We start from the raw sequence: 16,558 nt of genomic DNA, 5'->3' as shown, positions 1-16,558 counted from the left end.
CTCTAGACGATCTCGTGACCCGACAGGACAAGCTGCCGCGCCAGTTCTTCGATATGCGCCGGGCCCACTTCGCAGCACCCACCCACAATCGTGGCCCCTTGCTGCACCCAGCCTAACGCATGTTCCGCATAGGCCAAAGGCGCGAGATCCACGCGCGCCTCAAGCGCATCGACGGTGGGTTTATCTTCGAGGAAGCCTTCGCTGATCCGGGTGAAGCCGTTGGCATAGGCCCCGAACGGCTTGCCGAAGCTGCGGATGATGTCGAGCGCGGGCGTGATCGCCTCGGGGCGGGAGCAGTTGACCAGGACCGCCTCGGGCGCATGTTTCTCGATCAGGGGCGCCAGCTCGCGCAGCTTTTCACCGGACCGTAGGCGGGTACCGTCCTCGTCATCCACCGTTACCGCCAGCCAAATCGGTTTGCCCGCCCCTTCCACACCGCGCAGGATACCTTCGGCATGTTCCAGCGATGCCACCGTTTCAAGCAGGAAGAAATCAACCCGGTCCTTCATCAGCTCGACCAGTTCCGCAAATCGCGGGGCGGCAACCTCGGGTGGCAGACGGATATCCGGGCGGTAGGACGCCTCCAGCGGGCCAAGCGCCCCGGCAATGCGGCCCGCGCCCCCGTTGGCCCGGCACGCGGCCTCGACCTCGTCCAATGCCGACCGCACAAGGCCGGGCATCAGGTCAGGATCAAGCGCGACCTTCTCCAGCCGGTCGCGATGCACACAATAGGTGTTGGCCGTGGCAATCGTGGCCCCGGCGCGGAAATATTCCTCATGCACCTCCTGCACCATGCCGGGATGATCCATCATCACTTGGATCGACCAGATCGTCGTCGGCACATCGCCGGAGCGTTTCATCAATTCCTGCCCGATCGAGCCATCGAGCAATGTAATTTTCGTCATTCTTTTCTTCCCAGGTCGTGTTCAGTCGTCCGGATGAGCCGGAACGGGCCCAAGGGGCACAATGTCGTATTTTTCGTTCAATGCAGCCATTTTCGCGGCATCCTCGAAGTCCGCGGCCGACATCTGGCCCATCTCAGCCAGGAAACCGTCGAAACCCGCCGGCTGATAGATCATCAGCATTTTCGCCGGTTTGCCGCCCGCCGTCCGGCAGGCATGGGGCACGCCCGGCGGCACATGGATCGTTGTGCCGTGCGTGGCCCTGATCCACTCCCCCGCGACGAAGAAATCTACTGCGCCTTCCAGGAAATAGAAGGTTTCGGCGTGGTGGTCATGGCGGTGCAGGCCAAGGGCAAAACTGGCCTTGAGGTTATCCTCCATCAGCGTATAGGCCCCGCCGCTATCACCGCCGGACACCTTCACGAAGGTGTGGTCATTTTCCCAATCGTAATTGATGCCTTCGCCGGGTGGCAGGTGGCTGAAAACGCCGGTCATGGGTAAATCTCCGCAAATTTCGCCTTGTAGAGGGCGATCATCTCTTCTTCGGTCACGCCATCGTCATAGGGCGGCGTCGTGACCGGTCTGACCTCATCTGCCGAGATCAGGACCAGCACGTTGATCCGTTCGGCCAGATCGCCCCAGGTCTCGCGCCACCGCCCGATCAGACCCTCGAATTCCGCACCCGGTTCGACAAGCCGCGCCGCCCCCCGGACCCGGACGCCCTTGCGCTTCCATTGGTCGATGAAATTCACCTCGGCCTCCGCGCGGTGCGCAAGGTTGGCCAACGTCCCGGGCGAGCGGATCTCGCCAAAGGCGATCGTGGCATCGTCCAGCACCAGAAACGTGCCCTTTGGACTGACCGCAGGCCGGCCATCTTCGGTCACGGTGGCGACAAACCCCAGGGGGAATGTCGCGATCAGGTCTTTGGCGAAGCTGTTCAGTGGCATGGTATATCTCTCTGTGTGATGCCGTCATCCTGGCAACAACACCAGCTTTCCGGGATAGGTCTTTGCGGCAAAATCTTCCTGCGCTGCGCCAATATCCTTCAAAGGGTAGGTTTTGGAGACCAGCGGACGCACCTTGCCCCGGTTGATCAGATCGACCAGCCCGGCAAAGCTCTCGGGTGGCTGGAACGTGACGCCGAAGATCGTGAGGTCATTGAGGTAGATCGTGCGCAGGTCAGCTTCGACCATCGGGCCTGCGATGGCACCTGCGGTGGCGTAACGGCCACCGGGACGCAGCGCCTCAAGAAGCGCGCCCCAATCCGGGCCGCCCACCAGGTCGATCGCGGCGGTGATTGACTGCACGCCGGGCGTCTCTCCGCGCCCAAGGATTTCATCGGCCCCGGCCTCGCGCACGACATCGGCCTTGGCGGCACTTGTCTGCGCCAGCACCCGCGCGCCGCGGAGCGCGGCCAATTGCACCGCCGCCAAACCGACGCCGCCCGAGGCGCCGGTGATGAGAACGGTATCGTCTTTGCCCACCGATGCCCGGTCCAGCAACGCCATCGCCGTGCCGAAAGCGCAGGGCATCGCGCCCAGTTCCACGTCGCTCAGCGGTGCGGCGCTGACGTCGTAAAGCTGATCCGCAGGGGCGCAACAATACTCGGCGAAAGCGCCGTCATATTCCGACCCGATCACTTCGAATGCGACGGGGTTTTCGGAGGTCGGGCGCGGTTGGTTGATGCCGCAGATCACGCGCATTCCGGTGTCGATACCGGTCACGTCCGCGCCGGTCGCGACCACCTCGCCACAGAGATCACCGCCCTGGATCAGCGGGAAATTCAACGCCCCTGCGTAGCCGCCGCTTTCGACGTCATCGCCGCTGTCGCCATCGGTCGCGCCGGTCACGGTCTTGGAATACCAACCGGTGCGCGTGTTGATATCGGTATTGTTGACACCCGCCGCCAGAACCCGGACCAATGCCTGCCCGGGGCCGGGCGTCGGGACGGGGATATCCTCGCGCCATTCAAGCGCATCCGGGCCGCCGTGGCGGGTCAGGTAGACGCCGGACATCTGCGTGGGGATCATTGCCATTGCCTTTCCCTCACCCCGGATCGCGGGAGACATCCTTGAGACCCAGAAGCGCCGCCGCCCCGATCATCAACGCGCCCGACACCCGGTTGATCCAGAGACCGGTCAGGTTCCGGACCCGACCCAGCGTCCGGATCGCGGCCCAGCCCCAAAGCACCAGGATCAGGCCATCAACAACAAGGTAGGTCACCCCGAGGATCAGGAGTTGCGGCAGAACCGGCGCGCCGGTGTCGATGAATTGCGGGAAAAGCGCGCCAAAGAAAACGACCGCGTAGGGGTTGGCCGAGGACGTGATGAACCCCTGCCGGAAAAGCCGCCCGCCGCGGGCCGCCTGCATGTCCGGCGCGCCGGGTTTGGACAAAAGCAGCCTGAGCCCGATCCAGACGAGATAAGCCACGCCCAGCCACTTCACGACCGCAAGCGCATTGGCCGAAGTCGCGATAATCGCGGTCAGGCCAAAGGCCGCCAGGGTCATCTGCACCGCATTGGCGCTCAGGTCACCGGCAATCGTGGCCAGCGACCGCCGGAGGCCATGGCGCAGGCTGTTGGAGATAATCAACAATTGGCTCGTATCAGGCGGCGTGACAAAAAACGCCGCAAGAACGCCGAGATAGATCAGGTAGGTTTCAAGGCTCATCCGTCAGCGCCTCCATCAGGGAAAACTGACCAGGCACCACCCAAGAGGTCTTGAGGTCTTTGCGCCCGGGACACGCGCGGATGATAGATCGTATTTCCATCTGCGCAATCGCCCCTATGGCTGGCCTTGGACAGTGGCAGTAACCAGACGCAAGCCGGATCGTTCTTCGCGGAAAACGACACGCTTGGATGCGCGACGCCCTTAAAGCCACGATAGGAGGTAAAAGGACCCCCGCGTTTTCCTTTGGCGGCGGCGCCGAAAAATCCGGCGCCGCCTTGATCAAACCCGGCCCGTGCCGTCACGCACGGATCCGTTCGTTCTCCGGGTCCCAGAGCGGCTGGTCAGGCTGCACGACCGCTTTGCGCCGTTCGCCGTAGATCTCGATCTCCAGGTCCGTTCCCGGCACGGCAAGGTCGGTGCGGATCGTCCCCAGCGCGATGCTGGCATCGACCCGGTACCCCCACGCGCCGCTGGTGGTTTCCCCCACGGCCTCGTCCCCGTGCCAGATGGTCGACATGTAAGGCGCATCGGCGTCGCCCGCATCGACAGTGAGCGTGACGAACGCCTTTTTGCGGCCCTGCTGCTTTTCCGACATAAGGGCGGCCTTGCCAGGGAAATCCTGCGGCTTGTCGAACTTGATGAACCGCTCCAACCCGCCTTCGAGAAGGGTGTAGTCTGTCGACAAATCGCCCTTCCACGTCCGGTAGCCTTTTTCGATCCTGAGCGAGTCCAGCGCGTACATCCCAAAGGGCGTCGCACCGGCGTCCAAGATCGCCTCATAGATCGCGGGCATCGCCGCGTTCTCGGCATGCACTTCCCAACCCAGCTCGCCGGCGAAGGACACCCGCGCCAGGAAGGCTTTTTGCCCGGCCACGGTGGCATGCTGATGGGTGAGCCAACCAAGCGACAGGTCCGCATCGGTCAGGCCGGACAGAAGATCGCGCGACTTCGGTCCGGTCACGATCAGCGCCGAGCGTTCTGTCGTGGTCTCGTTCACGGTAACGCCTGCAGGCACCGACTGTCGCAGCATATCGCCGTCGTGCCATTGCGCGGTGGCCGCGGTGATGAGCACGAAACTGTCCTCGGCCAGCCGGATGCAGGACATCTCGGTCAGGATGCGCCCGCGCTTATCCGCGATATAGACAAGGTTCATCCGGCCGATCTTGGGCAGCCCCCCGGCGACGAAACCCCGGAGCCATTCATCCGCACCTTCACCTTGCAGCCAGAAGCGGCTGAAGCCCGGCAGGTCGAGCACACCGCACCCGTCGCGCACCGCCTCGCATTCCTCGCGCACGCGCTGTGCCCACGGGCCGGAACGGCCCCAGGTATGGGTGCTTTCCTCGGAGGTGTCATCGCCCGGCTTGGCGAACCAGTTCGCCCGCTCCCATCCGTTATAGACACCCATCACGCCGCCAAGTTCCTTGACCTTGGCATGGTTGGGGCCGAGCTTCTGATCGCGGCCAGCGGGCCATTCGTGATGCGGGAAATGCATGGCGTATTCGTTGCCATAGACCTCCAGCCCCTTGGCCACGCAATAGTCGTGGTCGGTGTAGTCCGTATAGCGGCGCGGATCGACCGCCCACATGTCCCACTCGGTCACACCATCGACGATCCATTCGGCCAGGACCTTGCCGGCACCGCCGCCCTGCGCAATCCCGAAGGTAAAGACACAGGCCTCGAAAGCGTTCTTGACGCCGGGCATCGGGCCAATCAGCGGAAGGCCGTCGGGCGCATAGGGGATGGGGCCATTGATGACGCTGCTCACGCCAGAGGTCTGCATCAGCGGCACCCGGTCCATGGCGTCGACAACGATATCCTCGATGCGATCCAGGTCTTCCTGCCAGAGCTGGAAGCTGAAATCTTCGGGGATCGCATCGCCACTTTCGGTCCATTCGCCTTTGCAGTTGGGCTCGTAGGGGCCGAGGTTATAGCCGTTCTTCTCTTGCCGCAGGTAATAGGACACGTCCACGTCGCGGATAAGCGGCAGCTTGCCGCCATGTTCCTTGCTCCAGGCTTCGACCTCGGGGATTTGCTCGGTCAGCAGGTATTGGTGGCTCATCACCATCATCGGCACGGTCCGCCCGCCATAGGGTTTGAACCACTCGCCAACGCGCTGCGCATAATACCCGGCGGCATTGACCACGTAATCGCAGTCGATATCGCCCTTCTCGGTGTGCACGGTCCAGCTTCCGTCGTCATGCTGCGTCACGCCGGTGGCGGGGCAGAAACGGATGATCTTCTGGCCCATGTCCCGCGCGCCCTTGGCCAGCGCCTGCGTCACCTGCGCCGGGTCGATATCACCATCGCTCGGGTCCCACAGAATGCCTTCAAGGTCGTGGGTTTCAAGGAAAGGATAGCGTTCCTTGGCTTGTTCCGGCGTCCACATCTCCATCTCGATGCCCTGGTAACGGCCCATGGAACAGGCGCGCTCGAACTCCTGCACCCGCTCTTTCGTGTGCGCCAGCCGGATCGAACCGGTCTGGTGATAGTTCATCGGGTAATCGACTTCTTCGGCCAGCCCGCTATAGAGTTCGGTCGAATAACGCTGCATGTTCATGATCGCCCAGGAGGTCGAGAAGGTCGGCACGTTGCCCGCCGCATGCCAGGTCGATCCGGCGGTCAGCTCGTTTTTCTCCAGCAGGACACAATCGGTCCAGCCCTTCTTGGCCAAGTGATAAAGCGAGGAACAGCCGATAACGCCGCCCCCGATGATGACAACCTTTGCTTTGCTTGGCAGATCAGCCATTTTGCAATCTCCGTCGTTTGAGTGTTTCGTGTTTCAACTGTTGTTCCTTGGCTCTAGGCCGTTGTCCTTTCACGACATTTCCGATTGTGGCAAATCGTCGATGATGTCGTAGTAATCGCCTTTGTCGGCCACGAAGATATGGCATTGGAGCCTGATCCCGGTCGGTTCATCCAGCGCCCCCAGGGAGAAGCTGACCGCGTCTTCGTCATGGGCCTTCCAGAACAGGAAAGACCCGCATTTCGGGCAGAAGCCGCGCTTGGCGCTCTCGCTGGCGGCAAACCATTTGACCGGTCCGGTGATGGTTATGTCGCTCTCATCCGCGCTCGATGAGGCCCAGACATGTCCCGACTGCTTCCGGCACTGGCTGCAATGGCAGGCCGCGGCGCGGCCCAAACGGCCATCCACGAAAAACCCCACGTCCCCGCACAGGCATCGACCCTTTATCATCCTTCAAACCCCTCTTGTTGCGGCACGCCATCGGCAATGTCGTAGTAATCACCCTTGGCATTGGCCCAGACATGACGGCCCAGCGACAATCCCGTGGGACCATCAATCGCACCCAGGGCCACGGCGATCTCATCCCCATGATCCGCCCGCCAAAACAGCGTCGCGCCGCATTCCCGGCAAAAGCCACGGCTCGCGATGTCGCTCGCACGAAACCACGTCAGCCCGTCCTGGCGGGAGAAATTCACCGCCTCTTTGGGCGCATGTGCTGCGGCGAAATAGTGCCCAGACTGCTGCCGGCATTGTTTGCAGTGACAGGCAAGCGGGTCCTTCAACGCGGTCTCGACGGTAAAGGTAACGGCGCCACACAGGCAGGATCCCTGCGCCATGCTCATGCCCTCCCCGGTGTGGCGGCGCTGCCCAGCAAGACGCCATAGATGATGAAACACATCGCCAGCGTGCGGCGCAGCCAGACGTTGAAAACGGCGCCCAGGGCCGCGCGCCCCAACCCGGCGCCAAGAGCTGTGTAGGTGGTATAGCTGAGCGCGGTCAGGGTGAGCGCCGTGGGGAAAATCACCCACATCTGCTGTCCGATCGGGACGTCGGGCTGCACGAACTGGCTGAACGCGGCAAGGTAGCCGGCGACGGATTTCGGGTTGATCGTCGCGATCATGAAGGCCCGCCAGAAGACCGACCCCTGCGGCGCATCGACGGTGACCATCCGGCGCGCCATGATCCAGCCGCGCACGCCCATGTAGATCAGGAACCCCGCGCCGATCAGCTTCAGCGCCTGGAACGCCACCGGTGACGCCACGATCAGCGCCGTGATGCCGAGCGCCGAGAGGGTCAGGAAGAGGCTTGCCTGCGTCAGGATTGCCAGAACGGCAATCAATCCGCGGCGAAACCCGATCGTCATGCCGTTGGTGATGCAATTGACCGCGTTCGGCCCGGGCGTGGTCACGAAAACCGCCCAGAACACCGCGAATATGGTCCATCCCTCCCAGCTCATCGCGCCCTCAATAGACCGGCGGCGCGATCACCCAGATCGCAACGGCCGGTTCTGCGTAAGGGTTGATCCATTCATGCCGCTCACCGCGGATGCGGAAACTGTCGCCAGGGTGGATCGTGAAGGTTTTGCCGTCGATCATCAGGTCGAGCTTGCCCGAGATCAGAAAGCCCACCTCCTGCGTCGGACGCTGGATGATCTCCCCCGCGCGGCTTTGTGGCGCAAAGGTGGAGTGCACCATCTCGAAATCATCGGTCAGGTCGGGTGAGAGCAATTCCTCGACCAGCCCACCGTCACCGGTGCCGATCTGGCGGCGCGCGCTCTTGCGGACCACGAAACCGGCCTCGTCCGCGGGGCTGGCCGCGTGACCGAAGAGCATCGAAATCGGCACATCGAGGGCCGCGGCAATCGCCCGCAGGTCGCCAATCGAGGGCTCGGACTTATCCCGCTCAACCTGGCTCAGCCACCCCACCGAGCGGCCCAACCGCTCCGCCAGATCGCTCAGCGTGACACCGCGCGCCTTGCGCAATGCGCGCATATCGGCCCCCAGGGTGCGGGCGGAAGCGATCTCGGATTGGTGCATCTCGTGGCTTTCGGTGCGTGGTGACGTGACGGCGGGGTGCGTGAAATTTCCCGTAATTTTTTCACGATGCCCCGAATCAGTGAAAATTCAAAGCGATTTTTCACCGGCCTCCTATGGTTTTTCGTGGCGAGGTGGCCCGCGATTCTGCCCGAGCGGAGGCCTTAAGCCGGTCCGTGACGCCGCGTCACACCGCCTGTCCCCGCAAAAGGTAAGGTTTTCCTTACTGTGCAAGGGACCGGAAATCGTCGAACGAGCGCGAAATACCACTCACGGACGTTGCCCTGTCGGGACGTCGCCCATCGCCCCGGGGGTCACCTCGGGGCGAAAACCAGCCTCATTTGCGAAAGACCTGATCTAGAATGCTGCGCAACGCCTCGGCATCTTCCACGGTAAAAGCGGCGGGTTGATCGCTGTCGATATCAAGGACAGCCAGCAAGGCCCCGGACCGGTCCCGGACCGGCAACACGATCTCGGACCGGGTTGAACTGGCGCAGGCGATATGACCGGGGAAGGCATCGACATTATCGACGATCTGAGTTTCGCCCAGGCGCGCCGCAGCCCCGCAGACCCCGCGGGAAAACGGGATGACGAGGCATCCATGCCCGCCCTGATATGGCCCGATCTTCAGCAGTTCCGGCCCCACGACCCGGTAGAACCCGGTCCAGTCGAACCGGTCATCGGCATGATGCAATTCACAGACCACGGTCGCCATCAGCGCCACAACATCCTCTTCGCCCTCGGTCAGGGCGGCGATAGATTTGCTCAGGGCATCGTAATCAGCACGCATTTGGAGCCTCTGTCGGCAGGTTGGTCACGTCGCCCCGGCGGGCGCAGTGCGACGCAGGTTAAACACGATCACGAGGATGCTCGCAATGGCGAGCTGCCCAGCGATCACCGCAGGCCAGATGAGCGGAAACTGCGCATCGAAGTATTTCTGCGGGCCAAAGGAAACAGCCGCCCCAAGGGCCGCCAGAACGCTCAACCACCGGCCCGCGCGGGAATGCCCGCCCAGCATCAACCCGGCAAGGGCCGCTGCTAGTGCTGCGGCAAGAAATGGTGCAATCCCGAAAAGCGGTGTTGTGGTCGGCGGATGCGGCGCCACATCCGCATAGAGCGACCCCAGCATAACCCCCTGCAACACGACCAGCGCCAAGAGCGCCGCGTTTAATCCGTTTCCTCTGTCATCGTCGGGCATCTCAAACATCTCCCATATCCGTATTGATGTGTACGCTTTACAATATCCGTATCAATGTGTACGATTTTGTCAAGCCCTGGAGATTTGAATGAAAGAAGACAGGAAAACCGCCCGCAAGGCAGAGATCGAAGCGGCAGCCTATGCGCTCATTCACGAGAATGGCTTTGCCGGCACCTCGATGCTTGCCATCGCCAAGCGCGCAAAGGCGTCGAATGAGACCCTCTATAATTGGTATGGTGACAAGCTGGGCCTGTTTACCGCGATGGTCGAGAGCAATGCTGCCACGGTGCGGCGGACGCTGCGCGATGTGCTGGACCAGGGTACGGATCCTTTGGCGGCTTTGCTGCGATTCGGGCCCGTCCTGCTAGAGATGTTGACCGGACAACGGGCTGTCGCCCTGAACCGGGCGGCCGCGGCGGACGCAACCGGGCAGCTTGGCCAGGCGCTCGCAGAGGCCGGGCGCGACACCGTGGCCCCCCTGATCGGCGAGGTCCTGGACAAGGCCCGTGCAAGCGGTACGCTTATCTTCGATGATTTGCGCGCCGCCACCGATCTCTACCTCGGGCTTCTGATCGGCGATCTGCAACTACGCTGCGTGACCGGACAGATCGCGCCACCGGATGCCGCCGCGCGACAGGTGCGGGCGCGCCACGCGGTGACACATTTGTCGCGAATTCTGTCCTAGCTCAGGCGCACTCGATGGCGATGGCAGTACCCTCGCCCCCACCGATGCAAATCGCCGCCACACCACGCTTGAGCCCGCGTTTCTCCAGCGCGTTGAGCAGTGTCACCATGATCCGCGCACCGGACGCCCCGATGGGATGACCCAAGGCGCAGGCGCCACCATTCACATTCACCTTGTCGCGCGGCAGGCCCATCTCGTTCATGAACGCCATCGGCACCACCGCGAAGGCCTCGTTCACCTCCCAGAGGTCAACATCCTCCTTGGACCAGCCGATTGCGTTCAAGAGCTTCTGCGCCGCGGGCACCGGCGCGGTCGTGAACCATCCCGGCGCTTGTGCATGGCTCGCATGGCCGACGACTCGCGCGCGGATATTCAGGCCCTGCGCGTCGGCCGCCTCTTGCGACGCCAGAACCAGCGCCGCCGCCCCGTCCGAGATCGAACTGGCGTTGGCCGGCGTCACCGTGCCATCCTTGCGAAACGCCGGTTTGAGTGTCGGGATTTTGTCGGGTCGCGCCTTGCCGGGTTGTTCATCCTCGGAAATCACGACGTCACCTTTGCGCGTCGAAATCGTGACCGGCGCAATCTCACCGTCGAATGCGCCGGATTTCTGCGCCGCCAACGCCCCTTCGAGGGATCCGATCGCATAGGCATCCTGCGCCTCGCGCGTGAACTGGTACTTCTCTGCACAATCCTCGGCAAAGGTCCCCATGAGGCGGCCCTTGTCATAGGCATCCTCCAACCCGTCGAGGAACATGTGATCCTTGACCTCCGCATGACCAATACGCGCACCACCACGCATCTTGGGCAGCATGTAAGGCGCGTTCGACATGCTCTCCATCCCGCCTGCAATCATCGTATCAGCGTGACCCAGGGCGATCTGATCGAATGCCATCATCGCCGCCTTCATGCCCGATCCGCACATCTTGTTGAGGGTCGTCGCGGGAACGTCTTCGCCCAGACCGCCGGCAAACCCGGCCTGGCGCGCGGGCGCCTGCCCCTGCCCCGCGGGCAAAACGCAGCCCATCAAGAGCTCGTCTACTCGGGCCGCACCGGCGTCTGCCAGCGCCGCACGAATGGCCGCACCGCCCAAGGTCGCGGCCTCAACGCCGTCGAAGTCACCTTGAAATCCGCCCATTGGTGTACGGGCCGCGCCTGCAATCACAACGTCTTTCATGGGGTGTCCTCCTGATTTTTTCGCCTTTGCATACCGAATGGTAAGGAATGCCGTCTAGCCTTCTTGGTACTACTACGTACCTTTCGAGGGCAGCATGGATTTACAAAGCACCACTCATGGCACCTACAAATTTATTTCGGTCAATGCCGAACGTATCGACGCATCGGTCGCAATCCAATTCAAGGATGCAATGCGGGTCGAGGCGGATGACGGCCCCGATCACGTTGTCCTGGATCTGGGGCAGGTCAAGTTCATTGATTCAAGTGGCCTCGGCGCGATTGTTGCCGCCATGAAACAGATGGGCAAGGGTCGCAAGCTCGACCTGGCCGCGCTCACACCGGATGTTGAAAAGGTGTTCCGTCTCACGCGCATGGATACCGTATTCACCATTCATCCCGACGTTCCGGGAGCTGCTGAACGCGAAGCCGGTTAAGCCGGCTTGCCTTCACTGCGTCGGCCAAGGGGACGAAGGACATGACACATCAGCGGTTTCAGCATCAGTTCACGATGTCGGCACAGGCCAACAACGATGAGGTGCGCGTGCTCTTGGGCCGGTTGCGGCAGCAGCTTGCCGATTTCGGCGTTGGCGAAGGCACATGCGCCTCTGCCGAGTTGGTCCTGGCCGAAGCATTGAACAACATCACCGAACATGCCTATGCGGATCAGCCGGGCGGCCCGGTTCAGGTCTGTGCCGAGGTCGGCTCTGCCATGCTCCGCTTCACGCTCAGCGATCGCGGCATCCCGATCCCCGGCAGCCGTCTGCCCAAAGGTCAGCATCAGGACACTCAGGTATCGCTTGAAGATCTGCCCGAGGGTGGTTTCGGCTGGCTGCTTATCCGCGAGTTCACAAAGTCGATCAGTTATGACCGAAACGACGAGGAAAACTGCCTCGTCATGACAATTCCGAACATTCCGGAGAGTTGAGGCACGCGCGCAAAAGCCCCAACTTCGCCCCAATCTACACCTAAATCGGCCCAAATAGTCCGACAAAAAGGTCTTGTAGCTGCATATGGCTTCCCTCGGTAACGCGCGTTTACAGCCCCCACCCAGTGCGCGTTGCCGAGGCTTATTCTTTCCAACAATTGGCAATCGCGATCAACGGCCCTAATGTCTGCCCGACAGGTTTCAAAGGGCGTCAAAATGCGCGATTTTCACCTTCCCGGCCGTTCGCCCGTTCTTGCCACCGAAGGCATGTGCGCCACCTCGCATCCCTTGGCCGCAAGCGAGGCCATCAGCATCCTGAAACGTGGTGGCAATGCAATGGATGCCGCCATCGGCGGCGCCGTTCTTCTTGGACTATGCGAGCCGCATATGACGGGTATTGGCGGTGACTGCTTTGTGCTGTTCTCCTCCCCCAATAACGACGAAGTTCAGGCTTACAACGGTTCCGGTCGCGCGCCTGCTGCTGCCAGTGCCGAGAAGCTGCGAGCCGAAGGTCATGAAACCGTTCCACCTTTCGGCATCGACGCCGTGACCCTGCCCGGAGCGGTCGATGCGTTTTGTCATTTGAGCGAAACCCATGGCAGAATTGGCCTCGACGCGGTGCTTGCCCCGGCGATCCACTATGCCGACCACGGCGTGCCCGTCGCGCCCCGGGTTGCCTTCGACTGGCCCGCCGCGGGTAAGAACCTGCAGGGGCATGGCATCAACCACTATATGCCGGGCGGCAAGCCGCTTGGGACTGGCCAGGTCTTCAAGGCACCTGCGCAGGCTGAAGTCCTGCGGCGAATCGCCAAAAACGGCCGGGACGCCTTCTACACGGGCGAGGTCGCCGAGGACATGCTGACCACCCTGCAAGCCGCGGGTGGCGTCCATACTGCGGACGATTTTGCCAATGTGACCGGCATGATTGCCACCCCGGTCAGCGGCACATACGGGGGTCTCGAGCTCTTCGAGCACCCGCCGAACGGTCAGGGTGCAACAGCGATCCTGATCCTCAATATCCTGAAACATTTCGATCTCGCCGGGCTCGATCCGCTGGGCAGCGAACGCGCCCATATCGAAACGGAAGCGTCGAAACTCGCCTACGACCTGCGCAACCGGCTGATTGCCGATCCGGATCACACCACCCGGTTGGAGGCGATGCTTTCAACCGACACCGCAAGTGCCCTCGCCGCGCGCATCGACCCCCGCCGGGCCATCACAGATGTAACCGAAATCACCGAATCCGTGCATCGCGACACCGTTTACATCACCGTTGTCGACCGTGACCGTATGGCCGTGTCCCTGATCTATTCGATTTTCCACGGGTTTGGCTCCGGCATCGCCTCGGAGAAATTCGGCATCCTCTTCCAAAATCGCGGCGCGGGGTTCAACCTGATCCCCGGTCACCCCAACGAATACGGCGGCGGCAAGCGGTCCATGCATACGATCATCCCCGCCATGCTGCGCCGCAACGGCAATATCTCGATGCCCTTTGGTGTCATGGGGGGCCAATATCAATCCTGCGGCCACGCCCGTTTTGTCACCAACATGTGCGATTTCGGCATGGACGCCCAAGGCGCCATTGATGCGCCGCGCTGTTTCGCCGATGCCGGTGAATTGAGGGTCGAACGCGGATATGATGAGAAAACTCGCGCGGAACTTGCCGATCTGGGCCATAAGGTCGTCGTTCCGGACGGCCCGATTGGGGGCGCGCAAGCCATTGAAATCCATGAAAATGGTGTGCTTGAGGGGGCCAGTGACGCGCGAAAGGACGGCTGCGCACTGGGCTATTGATCAGCAGAGAGGAGACCTGAGACATGCCAATCCGGCCGGTGAAAGAGCTTGTTGCAGAAGCCAAGACACAGATCACGACCCTTTCGGTCGAGGAGGCCCAAGCGCGGCAGGCGGCGGGTAACGCCCTTCTGATCGATATACGCGATCCACGCGAATTGGCACGCGATGGCCGTATCCCCGGCGCCTTCCACGCACCGCGCGGCATGCTTGAATTCTGGATCGACCCCGAAAGCCCCTATCACAAGCCGGAGCTCGCCAGCGGCAAGACACTTGTCCTGTTCTGCGCAAGCGCCTGGCGTTCTGCCCTGTCGGTCAAAACGCTTCAGGACATGGGCGTCGAAGACATCGCCGAAATCGACGGCGGTTTTGGCGCGTGGCGCAAGGCAGGCGCGCCCATCGAAAAGCACGATTGATACCCCGGGGCTACCCGGATCAGTTCAGTTGGAAATGCAGCGGATACTGACCGTCTTCGAACGGCCCGAACATGTCCGGGATGTCGGGATGCTCCACCGGTTCGCCCGAATAGTCCGCGATCAGGTTCTGTTCGCTCACGTAAGCCACGTAATAGCTTTGGTCATTTTCCGCCAACAGGTGATAGAACGGTTGATCCTTAACCGGACGGCTTTCCTCGGGGATCGAGGAATACCACTCTTCGGTATTTGAAAATTCGGGATCGACATCGAAAACGACACCGCGAAACGGATGTTTGCGATGGCGGACAACCTGCCCGAGATGATATTTTGCACGCGTTTTTAACATTACACACCAGCCCTTAAACTCAGACCTTAACGGTTTCAATGCCAGTTTGTCCAATAATAGCTGCTGTTTAGGCTGGAAACAGTCTGTGAACCAAGCCTTGACAGTCGGTCTGGCGGTTTCCCGCTTCCCCACGAATGACAAGGGTCAAAATTCAATCCCTGATTGAAAATCATATGTTTTTTGAGGGGATTTGGTGATTCCCACGCGGTTAAATTTGCGCTAAAATGCCCAAAAACAAGAAAAGCGAGAGGCAGATGAGCAGAACTCTTCGCGCATTTATGGCAGTTGCGCTGCTGGCGTCCTGTGGCGGCAGCGGTGGTGATCGGGGTCCGGCCCCGACCCGTTTGGACAATGCCTGCGCAATTTTGGACGATCGACCCGAGTTTCGGCGGGCCTTCAAGGCGGCAGAGCGCCGCTGGGGGGTACCGGTGCCGGTGCAGATGGCAACGATCTATCAGGAAAGCAAATTCAAGTCGGATGCGCGTACGCCCTATCGGTGGTCGCTTGGCGTGATCCCGATGGGCCGCCAAAGCTCGGCGTTCGGCTATTCGCAGGCGCTTGATGGCACCTGGGACGAATACCGCAACGAAACCCGAAGCCGCCGCGCGCGGCGCGACAACATCCACGACGCCGCGGATTTCATGGGCTGGTACATGTCCAAGTCACGCGAACGTCTGGGAATTTCGCTGTCTGACACGCGCAATCAATACCTCGCCTATCACGAGGGGCGGACTGGTTATTCCCGGGGCAGCTACCGCGGCAAACCGTGGCTGATGCGGATTGCGGGCGAAGTCGAGCAGCGGTCCTATGCCTATAGCGCGCAACTGGCGTTCTGCAGCTAAAGCGATGACACGAAGGCTCGGTCTTCGCTCCAGATCGACACACTAGAGCATCGGCGTTGAGGCAATTTTCATGCCGGTGCTCCAAACTCACGTCAGCAAAAAGATCGCACCCCGAGGCCAAGACGCTCCGGTGCGATCTGAAGAAATTGCCTACTTGTCCTGACGGATCACGGCACCTTTCGGCAGGGCGAATATCTCTTCCTTGAAGCTGCCCCCCTTGGTCAACTCACCCAGAACAACGGTTGTCCGCGATCCGGCGTTGTCGTTGATGACCCATTGGCGCAGCTCCACCGGGTTGCCAGTAAAGACCAGTTCGATGCTGCCATATTCCGGGTGTTCCGGATCCTGCGCCACGACCGTCGTGCTGTTTGCGTCACTGGTATGGCCCACCACCATGCGCGCCCGGCCGAGATCGACGTTCCGCGCCAGGATGATGCTCAACGGTGTGCGTCGCAGCGGGTAGGCATCGACGTTTTCGGTCGATTTTCCATCGACGACCCCGACATAGGCCCCGTTTGCCACCACCAGCGTCCGGTCAGGCGGATTGTATTCAAACCGCACCCGCCCAGGTCGCTTGATGAAGATTTTCCCGGTGCTGATCGTGCCATCATCGTTGATCTGCGTGAACTCACCCGTCGCGGTTTTCATCGCGTTGAGATATTGCGAGATCGCGGAAAGCGAGAGCTTTTCTGCCGCCGCGGGCAACGCCGTTATCACCAGGATCAGGCCAGCGGCCAGGGTGCGAGAGACATTCATGTCAAACAACTCCAATCATTCGTCTTCATGGACGATGTAGGTATCCGGGCCTTGTTATACGATATCAGGCGCGATTTG

The 16,558-nt window shown here is 61.5% G+C and carries 21 protein-coding genes; 6 read left to right on the top strand and 15 right to left on the bottom strand.

Going from position 1 to position 16,558, the window contains the following annotated elements; translation table 11 throughout:
- Positions 1-2 precede the first annotated feature (2 nt).
- From RBB29_RS00770 to RBB29_RS00715, 12 genes are all read right to left on the bottom strand, one after another.
- Positions 3-905: a homocysteine S-methyltransferase family protein gene (locus RBB29_RS00770; RefSeq protein ID WP_306113245.1), complete on the bottom strand. Its 903-nt coding sequence runs from the start codon at positions 903-905 to the stop codon at positions 3-5.
- Between the two features lie 21 nt (positions 906-926).
- Entirely contained in the window at positions 927-1,397 is a 471-nt protein-coding gene (locus RBB29_RS00765) for a cupin domain-containing protein (protein ID WP_306113244.1), read from the bottom strand.
- Positions 1,394-1,849, bottom strand: coding sequence for a pyridoxamine 5'-phosphate oxidase family protein (locus RBB29_RS00760; RefSeq protein ID WP_306113243.1), 456 nt, complete (start codon positions 1,847-1,849; stop codon positions 1,394-1,396). Before RBB29_RS00760 ends, RBB29_RS00765 begins: the two co-directional genes overlap by 4 nt.
- A gap of 24 nt (positions 1,850-1,873) precedes the next feature.
- Positions 1,874-2,938: an alcohol dehydrogenase family protein gene (locus RBB29_RS00755; RefSeq protein ID WP_306113242.1), complete on the bottom strand. Its 1,065-nt coding sequence runs from the start codon at positions 2,936-2,938 to the stop codon at positions 1,874-1,876.
- A gap of 10 nt (positions 2,939-2,948) precedes the next feature.
- Positions 2,949-3,572 carry a LysE family translocator gene (locus RBB29_RS00750; RefSeq protein WP_306113241.1) on the bottom strand — a complete coding sequence of 208 codons (624 nt, stop codon included), beginning with the start codon at positions 3,570-3,572 and terminating at the stop codon, positions 2,949-2,951.
- Positions 3,573-3,870: 298 nt separating this feature from the next.
- Complete coding sequence (locus tag RBB29_RS00745; RefSeq protein WP_306113240.1) at positions 3,871-6,318, bottom strand: FAD-dependent oxidoreductase; 2,448 nt, start codon at positions 6,316-6,318, stop codon at positions 3,871-3,873.
- Positions 6,319-6,387: 69 nt separating this feature from the next.
- Positions 6,388-6,765 (bottom strand): GFA family protein, encoded by a 378-nt coding sequence (locus tag RBB29_RS00740; RefSeq protein WP_306113239.1) that lies wholly within the window; start codon positions 6,763-6,765, stop codon positions 6,388-6,390.
- A complete protein-coding gene (locus tag RBB29_RS00735; RefSeq protein WP_306113238.1) occupies positions 6,762-7,151 on the bottom strand; it encodes a GFA family protein in 390 nt (129 codons plus the stop codon). The genes RBB29_RS00740 and RBB29_RS00735 overlap by 4 nt, the downstream gene beginning before the upstream one ends.
- A gap of 2 nt (positions 7,152-7,153) precedes the next feature.
- Complete coding sequence (locus tag RBB29_RS00730; RefSeq protein ID WP_306113237.1) at positions 7,154-7,771, bottom strand: LysE family translocator; 618 nt, start codon at positions 7,769-7,771, stop codon at positions 7,154-7,156.
- Positions 7,772-7,778: 7 nt separating this feature from the next.
- Positions 7,779-8,351: a helix-turn-helix domain-containing protein gene (locus RBB29_RS00725; protein ID WP_306113236.1), complete on the bottom strand. Its 573-nt coding sequence runs from the start codon at positions 8,349-8,351 to the stop codon at positions 7,779-7,781.
- 334 nt (positions 8,352-8,685) lie between these two features.
- Complete coding sequence (locus RBB29_RS00720; protein ID WP_306113235.1) at positions 8,686-9,138, bottom strand: GAF domain-containing protein; 453 nt, start codon at positions 9,136-9,138, stop codon at positions 8,686-8,688.
- Positions 9,139-9,162: 24 nt separating this feature from the next.
- Positions 9,163-9,546 carry a hypothetical protein gene (locus RBB29_RS00715; protein WP_306113234.1) on the bottom strand — a complete coding sequence of 128 codons (384 nt, stop codon included), beginning with the start codon at positions 9,544-9,546 and terminating at the stop codon, positions 9,163-9,165.
- 88 nt (positions 9,547-9,634) lie between these two features.
- On the opposite strand from RBB29_RS00715, the gene RBB29_RS00710 reads away from it, so the two are divergent.
- Positions 9,635-10,231 carry a TetR/AcrR family transcriptional regulator gene (locus RBB29_RS00710; protein WP_306113233.1) on the top strand — a complete coding sequence of 199 codons (597 nt, stop codon included), beginning with the start codon at positions 9,635-9,637 and terminating at the stop codon, positions 10,229-10,231.
- A gap of 1 nt (position 10,232) precedes the next feature.
- Here RBB29_RS00710 and RBB29_RS00705 read toward each other — a convergent pair whose 3' ends face one another.
- The gene (locus RBB29_RS00705; RefSeq protein WP_306113232.1) at positions 10,233-11,405 is read right to left on the bottom strand and encodes an acetyl-CoA C-acyltransferase; all 1,173 of its coding nucleotides are present in this window, start codon (positions 11,403-11,405) and stop codon (positions 10,233-10,235) included.
- 94 nt (positions 11,406-11,499) lie between these two features.
- Here RBB29_RS00705 and RBB29_RS00700 point away from each other — a divergent pair, with 94 nt between their 5' ends.
- The 4 genes from RBB29_RS00700 (at position 11,500) to RBB29_RS00685 (ending at position 14,536) form a co-directional block, all read left to right on the top strand.
- Positions 11,500-11,838 (top strand): STAS domain-containing protein, encoded by a 339-nt coding sequence (locus RBB29_RS00700; protein ID WP_306113231.1) that lies wholly within the window; start codon positions 11,500-11,502, stop codon positions 11,836-11,838.
- A 41-nt stretch (positions 11,839-11,879) separates the two neighbouring features.
- Positions 11,880-12,329, top strand: a complete 450-nt coding sequence (locus RBB29_RS00695) for an ATP-binding protein (protein ID WP_306113230.1) — start codon at positions 11,880-11,882, stop codon at positions 12,327-12,329.
- A 216-nt stretch (positions 12,330-12,545) separates the two neighbouring features.
- Positions 12,546-14,123: a gamma-glutamyltransferase family protein gene (locus tag RBB29_RS00690; protein WP_306113229.1), complete on the top strand. Its 1,578-nt coding sequence runs from the start codon at positions 12,546-12,548 to the stop codon at positions 14,121-14,123.
- 23 nt (positions 14,124-14,146) lie between these two features.
- Entirely contained in the window at positions 14,147-14,536 is a 390-nt protein-coding gene (locus RBB29_RS00685) for a rhodanese-like domain-containing protein (protein ID WP_306113228.1), read from the top strand.
- Between the two features lie 19 nt (positions 14,537-14,555).
- Here RBB29_RS00685 and hspQ read toward each other — a convergent pair whose 3' ends face one another.
- Complete coding sequence (hspQ, locus tag RBB29_RS00680) at positions 14,556-14,882, bottom strand: heat shock protein HspQ (protein WP_299845083.1); 327 nt, start codon at positions 14,880-14,882, stop codon at positions 14,556-14,558.
- A 254-nt stretch (positions 14,883-15,136) separates the two neighbouring features.
- Between hspQ and RBB29_RS00675 the strand changes: the two genes are divergently transcribed.
- A complete protein-coding gene (locus RBB29_RS00675) occupies positions 15,137-15,724 on the top strand; it encodes a transglycosylase SLT domain-containing protein (RefSeq protein ID WP_306113227.1) in 588 nt (195 codons plus the stop codon).
- Between the two features lie 150 nt (positions 15,725-15,874).
- On the opposite strand, the gene RBB29_RS00670 is transcribed toward RBB29_RS00675, so the two are convergent.
- On the bottom strand, positions 15,875-16,480 hold the full coding sequence (locus RBB29_RS00670) for an outer membrane lipoprotein carrier protein LolA (RefSeq protein WP_306113226.1): 606 nt from the start codon (positions 16,478-16,480) through the stop codon (positions 15,875-15,877).
- Positions 16,481-16,558: the final 78 nt, after the last annotated feature.

This window comes from Roseovarius sp. MMSF_3359 (assembly GCF_030733385.1).
Classification (GTDB): Bacteria; Pseudomonadota; Alphaproteobacteria; order Rhodobacterales; family Rhodobacteraceae; genus Roseovarius.
The sequence above is the reverse complement of the archived record's forward strand: the minus strand, read 5'-3'. Positions and strand labels throughout refer to the sequence as shown.

Excerpts from the sequence above, each read along its gene's own strand:
- RBB29_RS00770 (WP_306113245.1), bottom strand. The coding sequence starts at position 905 with ATGACGAAAATTACATTGCTCGATGGCTCGATCGGGCAGGAATTGATG.
- RBB29_RS00765 (WP_306113244.1), bottom strand. The coding sequence starts at position 1,397 with ATGACCGGCGTTTTCAGCCACCTGCCACCCGGCGAAGGCATCAATTAC.
- RBB29_RS00760 (WP_306113243.1), bottom strand. The coding sequence starts at position 1,849 with ATGCCACTGAACAGCTTCGCCAAAGACCTGATCGCGACATTCCCCCTG.
- RBB29_RS00755 (WP_306113242.1), bottom strand. The coding sequence starts at position 2,938 with ATGGCAATGATCCCCACGCAGATGTCCGGCGTCTACCTGACCCGCCAC.
- RBB29_RS00750 (WP_306113241.1), bottom strand. The coding sequence starts at position 3,572 with ATGAGCCTTGAAACCTACCTGATCTATCTCGGCGTTCTTGCGGCGTTT.
- RBB29_RS00745 (WP_306113240.1), bottom strand. The coding sequence starts at position 6,318 with ATGGCTGATCTGCCAAGCAAAGCAAAGGTTGTCATCATCGGGGGCGGC.
- RBB29_RS00740 (WP_306113239.1), bottom strand. The coding sequence starts at position 6,765 with ATGATAAAGGGTCGATGCCTGTGCGGGGACGTGGGGTTTTTCGTGGAT.
- RBB29_RS00735 (WP_306113238.1), bottom strand. The coding sequence starts at position 7,151 with ATGGCGCAGGGATCCTGCCTGTGTGGCGCCGTTACCTTTACCGTCGAG.
- RBB29_RS00730 (WP_306113237.1), bottom strand. The coding sequence starts at position 7,771 with ATGAGCTGGGAGGGATGGACCATATTCGCGGTGTTCTGGGCGGTTTTC.
- RBB29_RS00725 (WP_306113236.1), bottom strand. The coding sequence starts at position 8,351 with ATGCACCAATCCGAGATCGCTTCCGCCCGCACCCTGGGGGCCGATATG.
- RBB29_RS00720 (WP_306113235.1), bottom strand. The coding sequence starts at position 9,138 with ATGCGTGCTGATTACGATGCCCTGAGCAAATCTATCGCCGCCCTGACC.
- RBB29_RS00715 (WP_306113234.1), bottom strand. The coding sequence starts at position 9,546 with ATGCCCGACGATGACAGAGGAAACGGATTAAACGCGGCGCTCTTGGCG.
- RBB29_RS00710 (WP_306113233.1), top strand. The coding sequence starts at position 9,635 with ATGAAAGAAGACAGGAAAACCGCCCGCAAGGCAGAGATCGAAGCGGCA.
- RBB29_RS00705 (WP_306113232.1), bottom strand. The coding sequence starts at position 11,405 with ATGAAAGACGTTGTGATTGCAGGCGCGGCCCGTACACCAATGGGCGGA.
- RBB29_RS00700 (WP_306113231.1), top strand. The coding sequence starts at position 11,500 with ATGGATTTACAAAGCACCACTCATGGCACCTACAAATTTATTTCGGTC.
- RBB29_RS00695 (WP_306113230.1), top strand. The coding sequence starts at position 11,880 with ATGACACATCAGCGGTTTCAGCATCAGTTCACGATGTCGGCACAGGCC.
- RBB29_RS00690 (WP_306113229.1), top strand. The coding sequence starts at position 12,546 with ATGCGCGATTTTCACCTTCCCGGCCGTTCGCCCGTTCTTGCCACCGAA.
- RBB29_RS00685 (WP_306113228.1), top strand. The coding sequence starts at position 14,147 with ATGCCAATCCGGCCGGTGAAAGAGCTTGTTGCAGAAGCCAAGACACAG.
- hspQ (WP_299845083.1), bottom strand. The coding sequence starts at position 14,882 with ATGTTAAAAACGCGTGCAAAATATCATCTCGGGCAGGTTGTCCGCCAT.
- RBB29_RS00675 (WP_306113227.1), top strand. The coding sequence starts at position 15,137 with ATGAGCAGAACTCTTCGCGCATTTATGGCAGTTGCGCTGCTGGCGTCC.
- RBB29_RS00670 (WP_306113226.1), bottom strand. The coding sequence starts at position 16,480 with ATGAATGTCTCTCGCACCCTGGCCGCTGGCCTGATCCTGGTGATAACG.